Here is a 14,320-nt window from a genome sequence, read left to right as displayed (position 1 = left end):
GAAAAGATTAGTTGGAACGATACATTGGAGCATTAAGAAATTTCTCGGTAGTTGTCCTGTGATTGGAAAGGAGGAAAAATGTGTTAGAAGTTAAGACAAGGCAAAAAATAAAAAGCTCAACACGTTTTTGGATTGTAGGGTACTTAATCGCTTGTCTAATTGGGTGCATTGGAAGTTACCTGGTCTTTTTATGTTTATGGTCTTTATATGGTGTACCACACATGATGTTTGCTTTACTGGCTATAAGTAGTGGCGGGATCATGAGTTTTATTTTAACTATTTTTTCCATAGGAAGAATTCTTGAAAAATACTTAGACTGACCTAATGGTGAGTCTTTTTTATTTATAAGTGGAGTTTTCATGAATAAAGCCAATGGAAAATTAACAGAGCTTATACTTTCTGAATTTGCAGGCAAAGCACAAGCTGTAAGTACATCAAAAGAATAGAAATTGTCTCAGATATCTTTGAGACAATTCTTTACTTTTGGGTCGTATAATTTTAAATATCTGGTCAAATTCTATAAATCTTAAACAACTTGATGAAGTTCTGAATCCGAAATAAACAATAATAACCCTAAATAGATCTGGTAAGATTTGATATGCTCCCCTCTGACAGGCATTAAAATGTTTATCTAAGGGGAGTATTATTTGATGTAAGTAAAAACTCCTGCCCATGAAGGAACAGGAGTTTTAAAACATCCAATGGAGATTTTAATTTTATTGAGCAGGCGTTTAGACGCATATTCAATAAAATTAAAAGAATAGTGATAAGCAGAGATAAATAATAGCTGCCATCACAGCTGAAATTGGCATTGTGATAATCCATGTAGTCACAATTTTACGTGCCATGCCCCAGTTAACACCGCGAACTCGTTGTGCTGAACCAACACCCATGATAGATGAGGAAATCACGTGTGTTGTGGATACTGGTAAATGAATTAAAGTAGCGCCGAAAATAACTGTTGCGGAAGCTAAGTCTGCTGCCACACCGTTAACTGGACGGATTTTCATGATTTTACCGCCAACTGTTTTAATAATTTTATAACCACCAATAGAAGTACCAAGACCCATAGCGGTTGCAGCTGCAGCTCGAATCCAGAAAGGAATTTCGTCACCAGTGTGCAAGCCACCTGCGATTAACGCCATCGTCATAATACCCATCGCTTTTTGTGCATCGTTTGTACCGTGTGTAAACGATTGAATTGCGGCAGTAAAAATTTGCATTGTACGAAAACCTTTATTTGTACGGTACAAATTTAAGTTTTTAAACAGTAATTTAAACAGTGTCATCATAAGAAAACCAGCGCAAATGGCAATGAGTGGTGAAAGCACTAATGCCGTTATGATTTTTGTAAAGCCACCATAGTTAAGTACATTGAAGCCGGCAGATGCAATAGCAGCACCAGCAATTGAACCGATTAACGTATGAGAAGAGCTTGAAGGTATGCCAAAATACCATGTAAGTAAATTCCAAATAATAGCCGAGATTAACGCCGCTAAGATAACGACAGACCCTGTTGTGTCACCTTGAAAGGCATTTAAAGCAAACGGATCTACAATGTCTTTTGTAAGAGCCTTTGCTACACCTACGAAGGTAATAGCACCGATGAAGTTCATCGTAGCAGCCATAATAATTGCCACACGTGGTGGTAATGCTCTAGTGGAAACCGAAGTAGCGATAGCATTTGCTGTATCATGGAAACCATTGATAAAGTCAAATGTTAGGGCAAAGATGACGACCAGTACGGTTAGTATAATAATTGTGTCCATTGTAAGTGCCCAGCTCCTAATTACGCGTTACGCATGATAATTGTTTCCATTGTGTTGGCAACGTTTTGACAATAATCAGCGATATCTTCTAGTTGTTCATAAATATCTTTAAACTTAATAATTCGGATTGGATCTTTTTCATTTAAAAACAATTGCTTAATAGAAGTACGTTGCACTTCATCACATTCGCGCTCATAGTCTTTAATTAAAATGGCATGTGGGCGCATTCCAATAAGGTTCTTTTTCTTTAACTCTTCAGTTGCTTTAACAATTTCGTCGGCACTTTTAGAAATATAGCCTAGGAAAATACGCATAGATTCGTCAACTTCTGTCAATGAGAACATTTCAAAGTGAGCGATACAATGCTCCGTACCATCTAACACATCATCCATACGAATTGCAAACTCTAAAATATCCTCGCGTTCGATAGGTGTCATAAATGATTTGTTTAGCATCACGATGAGCTCATGAATGAGTTTATCGCCAGCTGTTTCGTAATTTTTCATTGTAATGCTAATCTCTTTCAAGTCAGCTACACTGTTAATCCGAAAATCATTTGCGTAATGTACGGCCTCTCTCATATTCTCAGCAATTTTATGCAGTGCAACAAAGAAAGGGTCTTGTTTTTTTGAGTTAAGCATGTAAATCGAATCCTCCTGGATGTATATAAAATAATCGACCTTTAAACTTTACTATCATAACAAAATCTTTAGTTTATCTACATAAAATTCATCTAATCTCCATAAAACTTTACATTCCCGTAATATACAATTTGTTCACATATTTGATCAATTTCTATTGTGTTCATTTTAATAGATACAGAAAAAAGGCTGTGAAATAACGTTTTATTTTAAAATATGTAGCTGTTTAGTACAGATAAAAGATGTGTGTTTCAGAGTTTTTCACACTTATTCGAGGTTCAATTGTAAAGGTATTGTAAATGCAGTCTGTTTATTATGAATGTTCCTGTTTTCTTAAGAATATCTTCATTTTTATCCTTCCCGATTATTAAGAATTTTTTTCTACAATGGAGAAAGAGTGAGGAAGGAGCGTTAAACGATAATGATTCAAGTCGAGAATTTACAACATACATTTTTAATAGGTAAGAAGGGCAAGGAAAAACGTGTGCCAGTTTTAAAAGGCGTAAACTTCGAAGTGAAGCAAGGTGAGATTGTTGCTATTGTTGGCAAAAGTGGCTCTGGTAAATCAACTTTGCTACAAGTTCTGGCAGGGTTTATGAAATCAGAACAAGGCTCCATAAAGGTTAATGGACAGGAAACCGCGAAGCTTACGGAAACGGAGAGTGCAGCATTTCGATTACAACAGTTCGGATTTATCTTTCAAAACTTTCAACTGATGCCAGGTTTAACTGCGTATGAAAATATCGAGTTACCATTGAAATTACAGGGTACTGGCAAGGCCGTACGAAAAGAAAAAGTAAAAAAAATAATGGGCAAGGTCGGACTAGCTGAGGTAGCAGACCATTACCCAAATGAATTATCAGGTGGTCAGCAACAGCGTGTGAGTATCGCAAGAGCTTTGATTACAAATCCACCTATCTTGCTAGCAGATGAGCCGACAGGGAGTCTAGATTCGGAAACAGAGCAGGATATTTTATTACTCATACAAAGCTTGAACCGTGAATATGGCTTAACCTTTGTCATTATTACGCACGATGAAGAAGTAGCGACAATTGCACATCGACGTTTCCGTATGTATGATGGCGAGCTTGTAAAGGAGGAGGTGTAACATGCTATTTAAGGACCAATTAGACTTTGTCACACAACATATTAAGAAAAATAAATTACGCGTTTTTATGACGGTGTTAGCTGCTACAATGGGTTGTGCATTTTTGATTGTATTAGCCTCCGTAGGTTTTGGCTTACAAGATTCCATTCGCAATGAAATACTATCAGATGAAAAGGTTACGAAAATTCAAGTATATGGTGACGGGCAATTTACAGACGAGCAAATTGCTGAGATTAAAGCATTCGAGCATGTTGAAACGGTACTTGAAACTGTTATGGTCAATGCGAGCGCACACTCATTTTTTAAGGATCGTGATACAAACTCCAATTTATTTATAACGGATATGCATGATTTTGAGAAAGTAACGGGCAAACTTGCAGAAGGAACGTATCCGACAAAGCCAAATGAAATCATTGTGGGGTATCACTTCGCCCAAACATTATTAAATGAAGCTGAACGTAATGTGATTCAAGAAAAAAATAAAAAAGCAGAAGCAGACGGAACATATTACGACGGCAATGAGGAAGGATATAAAGACTCTTTAATTGGTAAAGAGCTCGAAATGTCTTTATTGTCTCATACTTCTGAAGCGACTGAGACTGAAAAAATGAAATATACTATTGTCGGCGTGACTAAAAAACCTTCTTATGATTGGATGATTGATAATTCGGTTTATATGGATAGAGAACAACAAGCAGTATTAGCAGCGAATATGTCAGCAGCAGGTGATGTAAAAGACGATGAAATGTTCTCTTCTGAATTTAATATTTTTGCAGACAGTATGGAAAACGTAAAACCGATTTTAGAAAAGCTAAAGGACAAAGGCTATAGTGTTTTCTCTGTAACTGAACAATTAGAGCAGATGGACGTATTTTTCCTTGTATTGAAGATTGGGTTGATATTTGTTGGGACGATTGCGGTATTAATTGCTTCGATTGGTATTTTCAATACAATGACGATGGCTGTTACGGAGCGTACACGTGAAATTGGTGTATTAAAGGCAATCGGCGCTAGTCCAAAACTTATTCAACGTTTGTTCTTAATGGAGAGCACTTTTATCGGGATTTTTGGAACATTGATGGCTGTAGTGATTTCGTATGGCATCAGCTTCGCGGCAAATGCAGTATTACCATTAATTTTAAAAGCAGCAACAGGGGAAGAAGCATTTGGTACGAACGACATTACGTTTTCACTTATTCCGTGGCAGCTTGTTATTATTGCATCAGCTATCAGTATTGGTGTAGCAATGATTTCAGGCTACAGACCAGCACGTAAGGCTACGAAAATAGATGTCATTCAAGCATTGCGACAAGAACTATAATTTTTTAATGACGTGTTATTAATTTGGAATCTATCTATGTTAGCAAGTAAAAACCCGAGACAAATATCTTGTCTCGGGTTTTCTAGTTATAAGTAAGATTTTAGTTCATTAGCTAAAAATGGCTTCGCATTTAACATTGTTACAAAGGCCTCAAATTTGGCTCGTTGTTCTAGACTTGGACTTTTACCAGTGCGGTATGCTCGTATTAGAATATTTTTCGGTGTGTTCGCCATGTCTATAAACTCCAGTAATTGTGCTTCATAGCCTACGAGTGAAAGGATTTCTGCGCGAATTGCATCAGTTGCTAGAGCGGCAAAGCGTTCACGGACAAGTCCATGCTGTAGCATAATGTCGAGAGCCGGAGTATTCAGTTGACGATTTAGCTCATGCTGACAACAAGGTACACTTAAAATAACACTTGCTCCCCATTTAACAGCGCGCGCTAATGCCATATCTGTAGCAACATCGCAGGCATGTAATGTAACCACCATGTCCACTGTAGACTCATCATTATAGTCGTTAATATCCCCGACTAAAAATTCCAGTTGATCATAGCCTAAATCCTGTGCGATTTGGGAGCACTCCTCGATGACTTCTTTTTTTAAATCTAAACCAGTAACACGAATGTCCAAGCCCTTTTCAATTTTTAAATAATGATATAAAGCAAAGGTTAAATAGGATTTTCCTGAACCAAAATCTAAAATACGCACTTGACGATCCTTGGGTAGATAGGCTAAAGCATCGTCAATAAATTCAATGAAACGGTTAATCTGTTTAAATTTATCGTATTTTTGTTTTTTAACCTTTCCTTCAGTTGTTTGTACACCAAGACGGATTAGAAATGGGTAAGGTGTCGTATCATCAAGTAAGTAATTTTTCTTGCGATTATGCGAGAGGTTTACTTGTTTTGGTTCCGCTACATTATCGGACTTCCATAATACTTTGTTTTTTTTTGAAAGCTGTACTTGTACTTTTTCCCCAATAAAGTCTATATGTGCCTGACGAAAATCTTCGAAAAAAGCTTCTAGCTTAGTAGGGAACTGCGCTAGTTGAACGTTTTCATGTTTCAAGATGCGTTCATATTGGTATTCAATTTGTATATGATAAACGTCTTTTAACATAAGGGGCTTTAGTTTGATACGCTTTATTTCATGCGATTTCATGCGTGGCTGACTAATTGTGGCCGCTATGAGTTGCTGTTGTAAAATTTGCTCTTGAAGTTGAGCTTTCATTTCTTCAAATGTCATTTTTTTCGCCTTCTTCATTGTGTAATAGATGGCATTAGTGTAACACAATTTATGAAGTGCGATGCTACTTGAAAATGCAGAAATAACTTTATGAGTTTTCTGAATATTTATGGGTAAAACTGTATGGTTGTGGTATCTTTATTTATAGTAATGCTTGGTGAATACTAATGAAGAATTGGAGGAGAATTTATGTCAGATAATTTGTATCAATTACTCGCGATTATTATCTATATGGTCGCAATGCTTGCAATTGGATGGTACGCATTTGTTAAAACATCTAATCTAACGGATTATATGCTTGGCGGTCGTTCACTAGGCCCTGCGGTAACAGCACTTAGTGCGGGTGCGGCGGATATGTCTGGCTGGCTTTTAATGGGCTTACCCGGAGCAATTTTTTTATCAGGACTTGTTGAAGCTTGGATTGCTATTGGTTTAACAATCGGTGCCTATTTGAATTGGTTATTTGTTGCACCAAGGCTACGTGTTTATACACAAGTTACCAATGATTCCATTACCATTCCGAGCTATTTGGATAATCGTTTACGTGATCATACAAAACTTATAAGAATTGCTTCAGGTATTATAATTCTAATATTTTTTACATTTTATGTATCCTCAGGGATGGTAGCGGGAGGCAAGTTTTTTGATAGCTCATTCGGCTATGACTACCATACGGGTTTATTAATTGTATCAGGTGTAGTAGTTGCATATACACTATTTGGTGGATTTTTAGCGGTAAGTTATACGGACTTTTTACAGGGCCTAATTATGTTTTTAGCACTTATTGCAGTTCCGTTATTTGGGTTATTTTTAACAGGTGGATTAGGAGAGACAATTGCTTCCATTAAAGCGGTTAACCCACAACATTTAAATTTATTGCCAACAACAGCAACGGCGGCAGCTATTATTTCTTCATTAGCATGGGGATTAGGTTATTTTGGACAGCCACATATTATTGTTCGCTTTATGGCGATTAGCTCCGTAAAAGAGACCAAGCAAGCTCGCCGTATCGGTATTGGTTGGATGATGTTGAGTCTCTTTGGTGCAATTAGCACCGCATTGGTAGGTGTTGCATATTTTGAGCAAAATGCTGGGGAGTTAAAGGATGCTGAAACCGTATTTATTGTACTTGGACAGATTTTATTCCATCCATTTATTGCAGGCATTATGTTAGCAGCTATTTTAGCCGCAGTTATGAGTACGATTTCCTCACAATTAATTGTTACTTCTTCCGCTCTTGTTGAAGATATTTATAAAGCGCTATTTAATAAAACGGCTGATGATAAGCATTATGTCTTTATTGGTCGTATCGCTGTTTTAGTTGTGGCAATTATTGCGGCTATTTTAGCTTGGAATCCTGATAGTTCTATTTTAAGCTTAGTGGGCTTTGCTTGGGCTGGCTTCGGTGCGGCGTTTGGTCCGATTATATTACTGTCATTATATTGGAGAAAATTAACGAATTACGGTGCCCTTAGCGGGATGGTGGCAGGTGCTGCGACAGCCTTTATCTGGGGAAAAATAGATATTTTAGCTGATGCATTATACGAAATTGTACCAGGCTTCTTAGTATGTTTAATCATTGCCGTCTTTGTCAGCATTTTAACCTATAGACCAAATAAAGACATCGAGGATGAGTTTACTCAAACTGAAGTGATATTAAAAGAAGAACAATAAGTCCATGATATTCGCGTGAGGGAGCTTTTTAGATTTGGATGAAGGTTCAATCACTTTAATCTGCTCCTTTTCAATAACGTCTAAAAGACACAAATTGGGGTATTATATGGTAAGATGGAGAAAATTTGTCGTAGCGTCACCAAGGCGTTGGTGGGAGGTTTGTGAATGGATAGAATTAAAGAAGTAGATGTCTTGCAAGAAAAGGCAATTTTAGTGGGTGTAAATTTACGTAATGATGCGCATTTTGATTATTCCATGGAGGAGCTTACAAATTTAGCACAAGCTTTAAATGTGGAAGTCGTAGGCACCGTGACGCAAAATTTAGAGCGTGTCACACCTTCACATTATGTTGGAACTGGAAAAATCGAGGAAATTAAAAACTTTTATGATGAAGCACAAGCTAATCTTGTTATTTTTAATGATGAATTGTCCCCTTCACAAATCCGCAATTTAGAACGAGATTTAGAAACAAAGGTTATTGATCGGACAATGCTTATATTAGATATTTTTGGCCGTCGGGCTAAAACGCGTGAAGCCCAAATGCAAGTAGAATTGGCACAACTACAATATATGTTGCCTCGTTTAGTAGGCTTACATGCTTCTCTTAGCCGTCAAGGTGGAGGGACAGGTGGTGGTTTTAAAAACCGTGGTGCTGGTGAGACGAAGCTTGAACTAGATCGCCGTAAAATAGAAGACCAAATCTCGAAAATTAAAAAGGATTTAGAGCAAGTGAAGGAACAGCGGGAGACACAGCGTAAGCAGAGACGCAAAAATGCTATACCTGTTGTATCCATCGTCGGCTATACGAACGCTGGGAAATCAACTATTATGAATCAGCTTCTCGCAAAAATTGGACAAGATAATCATAAACAAGTATTTGAGAAGGATATGCTATTTGCTACACTTGAAACGTCTGTGCGTCAGATTGAATTATCTGATAACAAATCATTCTTATTAACAGATACAGTCGGTTTTGTAAGCAAATTGCCTCATCATTTAGTGAAGGCCTTTCGTTCGACATTAGAGGAGGCCCGTGATGCAGATTTACTTCTACATGTTGTAGATGTTTCCAATGAAGAACATGGTTTTATGATGGATGTTACAAATGAAACGTTAAAAGCAGTTGGTGTTGAAGGCATTCCAACAATTTATGTATATAATAAAGCAGATTTAGCAAATGTCCCCTACCCGATAATCAGTGGCGATAATATTTGGATTTCTGCAAAGCAGGATGTTGGCTTAGATGAATTATTGCAAATGATACGCCAGCATATTTTCTCTGATTATATAACATGTAAAATGCTTATTCCTTATGAGCAGGGAAATGTAGTATCTTATCTAAATGAAAGTGCAACCATTCATGAAACGGCATATGAAGAGGGTGGCACTTTACTAACGCTTGAAGCAAAAGAAGCTGATTATGCAAAATATCAGCAATATGTCATTAAATAGCAATGGCGGAATCAGCGACGAATATCGTCGTTGTTTTTTTTTATGGGCATAATAAGATTTACGAAAAATTCAGACTAGATATTATTTTGAAATATTTTATTAAGATAATTCTATGGACTTGTGTAAGAAGAGTAAGAAAACTTAGATATATCAATGAGTTTGACGGAAATAACTGTGATCAATCAGAATTTAAAGAAAAATGATAAATTTTCAACATTTTTAAAAACTGTTGATTAAGTGATGAAAACGCTTTAGTATGATGAAATATAGTTTTTTATCCTTGTTAATGGGTAATAATATTTTTAAGGGATAATGAAAATGGGAGAGGATATTGTTATGTCTACTAAAGATGAAATTGTAAAATCCGTCCCTCAAAAAGGCTTTGTCGGACACCCTAAAGGGCTCTTTACTTTATTTTTCACTGAATTTTGGGAACGTTTTTCATACTACGGTATGCGAGCAATTCTAATTTTCTTTATGTATTATGAATTGAATGAAGGCGGTTTAGGCTTAGATCGTGGTACAGCTAACTCAATTATGGCCATCTACGGATCACTTGTCTATATGTCAGGTATAATCGGTGGTTGGATTGCCGACAGACTTTTAGGTACACGTAGAACTATATTTTATGGTGGCGTGTTAATCATGATTGGTCATTTACTGTTAGCGCTTCCTGGAGGCGTGAGCATGGTGTTTGCCTCAATGGCCTTTATTGTTATTGGTACAGGGTTATTAAAACCAAATGTTTCAAGTGTTGTTGGTGATATCTATGCTGAAACAGATAGTCGTCGCGATGCAGGTTTTTCAATTTTTTATATGGGTATTAATATGGGTGCGTTTATTGCACCGTTTATTGTCGGAACAATTGGACAAAAGTATAGCTTCCATTTAGGTTTCGGTTTAGCAGGCATTGGCATGCTAATTGGTTTAATCGTTTATAAAGCAACAGAGAAAAAATATTTAGGTTTAGCAGGGTTACAGGTAAATAATCCGTTAAAGCCTGAAGAACGTAAAAAAGTATTTACGCAATTTGGCATAATTGCCTTACTTATTATAATTTTCGGTGCGATTGGCATTAAAACGGGCTTACTAACGATGAATGTCTTTAGTTTAATCATTACTGCTTTAGGTATTATCATTCCAACGGTGTTCTTTGTTTACATGTATCGTAGCGAAAAAACAACGAAGGATGAGAAATCTCGTTTGCTCGCCTATATACCATTATTTATATCGGCTGTAATGTTCTGGGCCATACAAGAACAAGGGGCAACTATTTTAGCAACATATGCAGATGATCGTACTCGTTTAAATATTGGTGGTTTTCAACTTCAATCGTCTTGGTTCCAATCTTTAAACCCATTATTCGTTATTACGATGGCTCCATTATTTGCGATGCTATGGCTAAAATGGGGCGATAAGCAACCGACGACACCACGTAAGTTCTCTTATTCATTATTCTTTGCGGGATTATCATTTTTAGTGATGATGATTCCAGCGCACCTTTCGGGTGGACATACATTAGTGAGCCCTTGGTGGTTAGTGTTGTCATTCTTCTTAGTGGTGGTAGGAGAATTATTGCTATCTCCGGTGGGTCTTTCAGCTACAACGAAATTAGCGCCACAGGCTTTCGCAGCACAGACAATGTCACTATGGTTTTTAACAAGTGCCGCAGCGCAAGCAATTAACGCACAGCTTGTAAAAGTATATGAAGTCGTAAGTGAATTCACATACTTTGGCTTTTTAGGTTTAATGTCAATTGCCATTGGTGTAATTTTATTATTGCTGTCACCTATTATTTCTAAAGCAATGCGAGGTATTAATTAGTAAAAGGATGTCAGGTAGTCTAGTGATGGACTGCTCTTGACATCTTTTTTTGTGTTGCGGATGGTTGCGTTGCTAAATATGGGTATAAGTTTCTGTATAGAAAAGAAATTTTTTTCGTTATAATAATCTTAATAGTGTGAAAATTAAAGGGGTTGGTTGTATGAAAGAAGCGTTGGATCGCTTGAGGCCGAGATTAATGGAGATTTTCACGTATTTACATGCCCATCCAGAAAAAAGCTGGTATGAGGTAGAAACAACGAATTATATTATTAATCTACTAACAGGGGAAGGGTTTTCACCAAAACGTTTTAAAAATTGTACGGGGCTCTATGTGGATGTAGGAGAAGGGAAGCCAAAAGTTGGTTTGCGTACGGATATGGATGCATTGTGGCAGGAGGTAGATGGTGAGTTTCGTGCCAACCACTCCTGTGGGCATGATGGACATATGACGATGGCTATAGGCGCTCTTTTATTATTGAAAGAACAGCCTCAAGCATTCAAGGGCACAATCCGTGTAATTTTCCAACCAGCAGAAGAAAAGGGGACAGGTGCGTTAGCTATTCTTCAAGAAGGAATAATTGATGATTTAGACTATCTATTTGGTGTTCATGTAAGACCTGTACATGAACTTGAGGATGGTGCATATTGTGCTGCATTGTACCATGGTGCTTCAAGGCTCCTTGAAGGAGAAATTATTGGCGAGGATGCCCATGCGGCAAGACCTCATCTTGGTGTCAATGCAATTGAGGTAGGGGCAACGATTATAGAAGATTTGCGTACAATTCATACAGACCCTATGATTCCCGTATCAATAAAAATGACAAAATTTCAAGCAGGGGGAGGGTCTGGCAATATAATTCCTGGAAGAGCATCTTTCACCATTGATATACGCGCACAACAAAATGATGTCATGGATACACTCGCTCAAGGTGTGAAACGTGTAGTAGATTCTTCAAAAATCTTGCATAAAGTTCACATTGAGTTAAGTACGGTTGCCAATATTGTGGCGGCAGAGGTAGATGCAACTGCACAATATATTATGGAGCAGGCGATTGTGCAGTCGACTGGTTTATCGAATTTAAGAAAGCCTATACGAACACCAGGTGGTGAGGATTTCCACCATTATGCCGTTCAACGACCACATTTGAAGACGACAATGCTAGGTTTAGGCTGTGGTTTAACACCGGGGCTACACCATCCGAAGATGAAATTTAAGCAGGCGAGGCTCGTGACGGGAGTTGAAATTCTTACAAATGCGGTATTACTGGCATTAAAAACATAGGATATAGGGGAGGCGTCAGTATAATGTTAGAAAAAGTTTGTATAAAAAATGTGATAACAGCTTCGGAAATTGTTAAAGTGCAGCACTTAAATGCAGAAATATGGGGAAGCCAGGCAATTCCCTCTCACCAGTTGCTTGCTGCTGTACAAAATGGGGGACTATTACTTGGTGCATATTTAGAAGAGCGACTGATTGGCTTTAATTATTGTTTTGTGGGCTATCAAGAGGGAAAAATGTACCTTCACTCGCACATGATTGGGGTGGAGAAAACATATCGTGAACAAGGTGTAGCGGAATTATTAAAACATGCACAGCAAGAATATGCAAAAGAAAATGGGTTTCAACTTGTACGCTGGTTATTTGAACCGTTAGAAGCGCGTATGGCGAATTTATCTTTCTTGAAATTAAATGCCATTAGCTATCAATATAAGTCGGATTACTATGGTCCACTACATGATGATTTTAATGATGGGCTACCCTCAGACCGACTTGCAGTTGAATGGTGGGTTGAGCGCAACCATGTAGATGATTGCTTAGACGAATTAGAAGAAAGTGCAGAAGAAATTGTGCCATGGTCATTGACAGTGGATGGACTGCCAATGCTGGATAGAGATGGCGAGTTTCAGCGCGACCAAGTATTTATGAGGGATGCTTACTTATTAGCGATTCCACAATATTTGCAAAAGATGAAGGTAGAGAGTCCGAAGCTTGCAGAGGACTGGCGCTATAAAGTACGTACAATTTTAACGACACTTTTTGAACAGCAATATGCGATTGTGCGCGTGAAAAAGCACAAGGAATATGTGGATTTTTACCTGTTAGTCAGACGCTCTTTATTAGCATTATAATAAGGATAAGGAGTGAATTCTTGTGAGAATAGAAGAAATTACAATTAGACATCTGAAAATGGCGATGAAAGCCCCGTTTAAAACAAGCTTTGGGACAGTTCATGAAAAAGAACTATTACTTCTAGAAGTAAAGGATGTTACAGGGACGATTGGATGGGGGGAAGCGGTTGCCTTTGTCGCACCGTGGTATACAGAGGAGACATTAAAAACGACATGGCATATGTTAGAGGACTTTTTAATGCCTATCTTGCTACATAAAGATATTGTGCATCCGGATGAGGTTAGTGCTATGTTCACCCCCATTCGACGTAATTGTATGGCAAAGGCCTCGATTGAAGGAGCTGTGTGGGATATATATGCACAGCAATCGAAGCAGTCACTTGCCCATGCTTTAGGTGGAAGTAAGGAAATGATTGAGGTTGGAATTAGCGTAGGTATTCAATCTTCCATCCAAAAATTATTAGATTTGATAAAAGGTTATGTAGGAATGGGTTATAAGCGTGTAAAAGTGAAAATAAAACCGGGTCAAGATATTGAAGTGATAAGTGCTGTTCGTGCTACATTTCCAGACTTGCCATTAATGGTGGATGCAAATTCTGCCTATACCCTACATGACATAGACGTGTTACAGCAACTTGATGCATACAATTTATTAATGATAGAGCAGCCACTTGCAGCCGACGATATCGTAGACCATGCCAAACTACAAAAGCAGTTAAAAACGCCCATTTGTTTAGATGAAAGTATTACATCTTTGGAGGATGTTCGCAAGGCGGTAGAACTGGGTAGCTGTGGTGTCATAAACATCAAAATTGGACGGGTAGGTGGCTTAACTGAAGCCAAGAGAATTCATGACTTTTGTAAAGAAAAGGATATTCCAGTTTGGTGCGGTGGTATGTTAGAGGCTGGAATCGGACGAGCGCATAATATTGCATTAACGTCACTCGCTAATTTTGTCTTGCCTGGCGATACAGCAGGTTCAAGTCATTATTGGTATGAGGATATTATTACACCTGAAGTGGTTGTAGAAGATGGCTATATACGTGTTCCACAGTCCATTGGTATTGGCTATACGCCTAAAATGGACGTAATAGAAAAATTGACTATTAGCAAAAAAGTTTATAGATAAAGATTTTAATAGGTGGGAATCATAG

At 37.7% G+C, this 14,320-nt stretch carries 12 protein-coding genes; 9 read left to right on the top strand and 3 right to left on the bottom strand.

Translation table 11 applies throughout. The features are described from left to right. Positions 1-80: 80 nt before the first annotated feature. Positions 81-320, top strand: coding sequence for a hypothetical protein (locus C9J31_RS21575; RefSeq protein WP_107924094.1), 240 nt, complete (start codon positions 81-83; stop codon positions 318-320). A gap of 432 nt (positions 321-752) precedes the next feature. On the opposite strand, the gene C9J31_RS21570 is transcribed toward C9J31_RS21575, so the two are convergent. Together C9J31_RS21570 and C9J31_RS21565 are read right to left on the bottom strand one after the other, a co-directional pair. Next, positions 753-1,769, bottom strand: a complete 1,017-nt coding sequence (locus C9J31_RS21570; protein WP_107948771.1) for an inorganic phosphate transporter — start codon at positions 1,767-1,769, stop codon at positions 753-755. 20 nt (positions 1,770-1,789) lie between these two features. After that, on the bottom strand, positions 1,790-2,410 hold the full coding sequence (locus C9J31_RS21565) for a DUF47 domain-containing protein (RefSeq protein ID WP_010860388.1): 621 nt from the start codon (positions 2,408-2,410) through the stop codon (positions 1,790-1,792). Positions 2,411-2,831: 421 nt separating this feature from the next. Between C9J31_RS21565 and C9J31_RS21560 the strand changes: the two genes are divergently transcribed. Together C9J31_RS21560 and C9J31_RS21555 are read left to right on the top strand one after the other, a co-directional pair. Further along, a complete protein-coding gene (locus C9J31_RS21560; protein ID WP_054768339.1) occupies positions 2,832-3,518 on the top strand; it encodes an ABC transporter ATP-binding protein in 687 nt (228 codons plus the stop codon). A gap of 1 nt (position 3,519) precedes the next feature. Beyond that, on the top strand, positions 3,520-4,839 hold the full coding sequence (locus C9J31_RS21555; RefSeq protein WP_107948773.1) for an ABC transporter permease: 1,320 nt from the start codon (positions 3,520-3,522) through the stop codon (positions 4,837-4,839). Positions 4,840-4,925: 86 nt separating this feature from the next. Here the strand turns inward: C9J31_RS21555 and C9J31_RS21550 are convergent, their stop codons facing one another. Next, complete coding sequence (locus tag C9J31_RS21550) at positions 4,926-6,086, bottom strand: class I SAM-dependent methyltransferase (RefSeq protein WP_107948775.1); 1,161 nt, start codon at positions 6,084-6,086, stop codon at positions 4,926-4,928. 189 nt (positions 6,087-6,275) lie between these two features. Here C9J31_RS21550 and putP point away from each other — a divergent pair, with 189 nt between their 5' ends. The 6 genes from putP to menC all read left to right on the top strand — a co-directional run bounded on the left by putP (position 6,276) and on the right by menC (position 14,295). Further along, positions 6,276-7,760 carry a sodium/proline symporter PutP gene (putP, locus tag C9J31_RS21545; protein ID WP_107948777.1) on the top strand — a complete coding sequence of 495 codons (1,485 nt, stop codon included), beginning with the start codon at positions 6,276-6,278 and terminating at the stop codon, positions 7,758-7,760. A gap of 165 nt (positions 7,761-7,925) precedes the next feature. Further along, entirely contained in the window at positions 7,926-9,212 is a 1,287-nt protein-coding gene (gene hflX, locus C9J31_RS21540) for a GTPase HflX (protein ID WP_054769967.1), read from the top strand. A 336-nt stretch (positions 9,213-9,548) separates the two neighbouring features. After that, complete coding sequence (locus tag C9J31_RS21535) at positions 9,549-11,036, top strand: peptide MFS transporter (RefSeq protein WP_107926925.1); 1,488 nt, start codon at positions 9,549-9,551, stop codon at positions 11,034-11,036. Between the two features lie 160 nt (positions 11,037-11,196). Beyond that, positions 11,197-12,318, top strand: coding sequence for a M20 peptidase aminoacylase family protein (locus C9J31_RS21530; protein ID WP_107948779.1), 1,122 nt, complete (start codon positions 11,197-11,199; stop codon positions 12,316-12,318). Between the two features lie 23 nt (positions 12,319-12,341). Next, a complete protein-coding gene (locus C9J31_RS21525; RefSeq protein WP_107948781.1) occupies positions 12,342-13,166 on the top strand; it encodes a GNAT family N-acetyltransferase in 825 nt (274 codons plus the stop codon). A 22-nt stretch (positions 13,167-13,188) separates the two neighbouring features. Continuing rightward, on the top strand, positions 13,189-14,295 hold the full coding sequence (menC, locus tag C9J31_RS21520) for an o-succinylbenzoate synthase (protein ID WP_107948783.1): 1,107 nt from the start codon (positions 13,189-13,191) through the stop codon (positions 14,293-14,295). Positions 14,296-14,320 lie beyond the last annotated feature (25 nt).

The organism is Lysinibacillus parviboronicapiens, from assembly GCF_003049605.2.
Taxonomy (GTDB): domain Bacteria; phylum Bacillota; class Bacilli; order Bacillales_A; family Planococcaceae; genus Lysinibacillus; species Lysinibacillus parviboronicapiens.
This window is presented reverse-complemented; position numbering and strand designations above follow the sequence as displayed.

Bases quoted from the DNA above. Each gene is read 5' to 3' on its own strand.
- C9J31_RS21570 (WP_107948771.1), bottom strand. From the start codon at position 1,769: ATGGACACAATTATTATACTAACCGTACTGGTCGTCATCTTTGCCCTA.
- C9J31_RS21565 (WP_010860388.1), bottom strand. From the start codon at position 2,410: ATGCTTAACTCAAAAAAACAAGACCCTTTCTTTGTTGCACTGCATAAA.
- C9J31_RS21560 (WP_054768339.1), top strand. From the start codon at position 2,832: ATGATTCAAGTCGAGAATTTACAACATACATTTTTAATAGGTAAGAAG.
- C9J31_RS21555 (WP_107948773.1), top strand. From the start codon at position 3,520: ATGCTATTTAAGGACCAATTAGACTTTGTCACACAACATATTAAGAAA.
- C9J31_RS21550 (WP_107948775.1), bottom strand. From the start codon at position 6,086: ATGACATTTGAAGAAATGAAAGCTCAACTTCAAGAGCAAATTTTACAA.
- putP (WP_107948777.1), top strand. From the start codon at position 6,276: ATGTCAGATAATTTGTATCAATTACTCGCGATTATTATCTATATGGTC.
- hflX (WP_054769967.1), top strand. From the start codon at position 7,926: ATGGATAGAATTAAAGAAGTAGATGTCTTGCAAGAAAAGGCAATTTTA.
- C9J31_RS21535 (WP_107926925.1), top strand. From the start codon at position 9,549: ATGTCTACTAAAGATGAAATTGTAAAATCCGTCCCTCAAAAAGGCTTT.
- C9J31_RS21530 (WP_107948779.1), top strand. From the start codon at position 11,197: ATGAAAGAAGCGTTGGATCGCTTGAGGCCGAGATTAATGGAGATTTTC.
- C9J31_RS21525 (WP_107948781.1), top strand. From the start codon at position 12,342: ATGTTAGAAAAAGTTTGTATAAAAAATGTGATAACAGCTTCGGAAATT.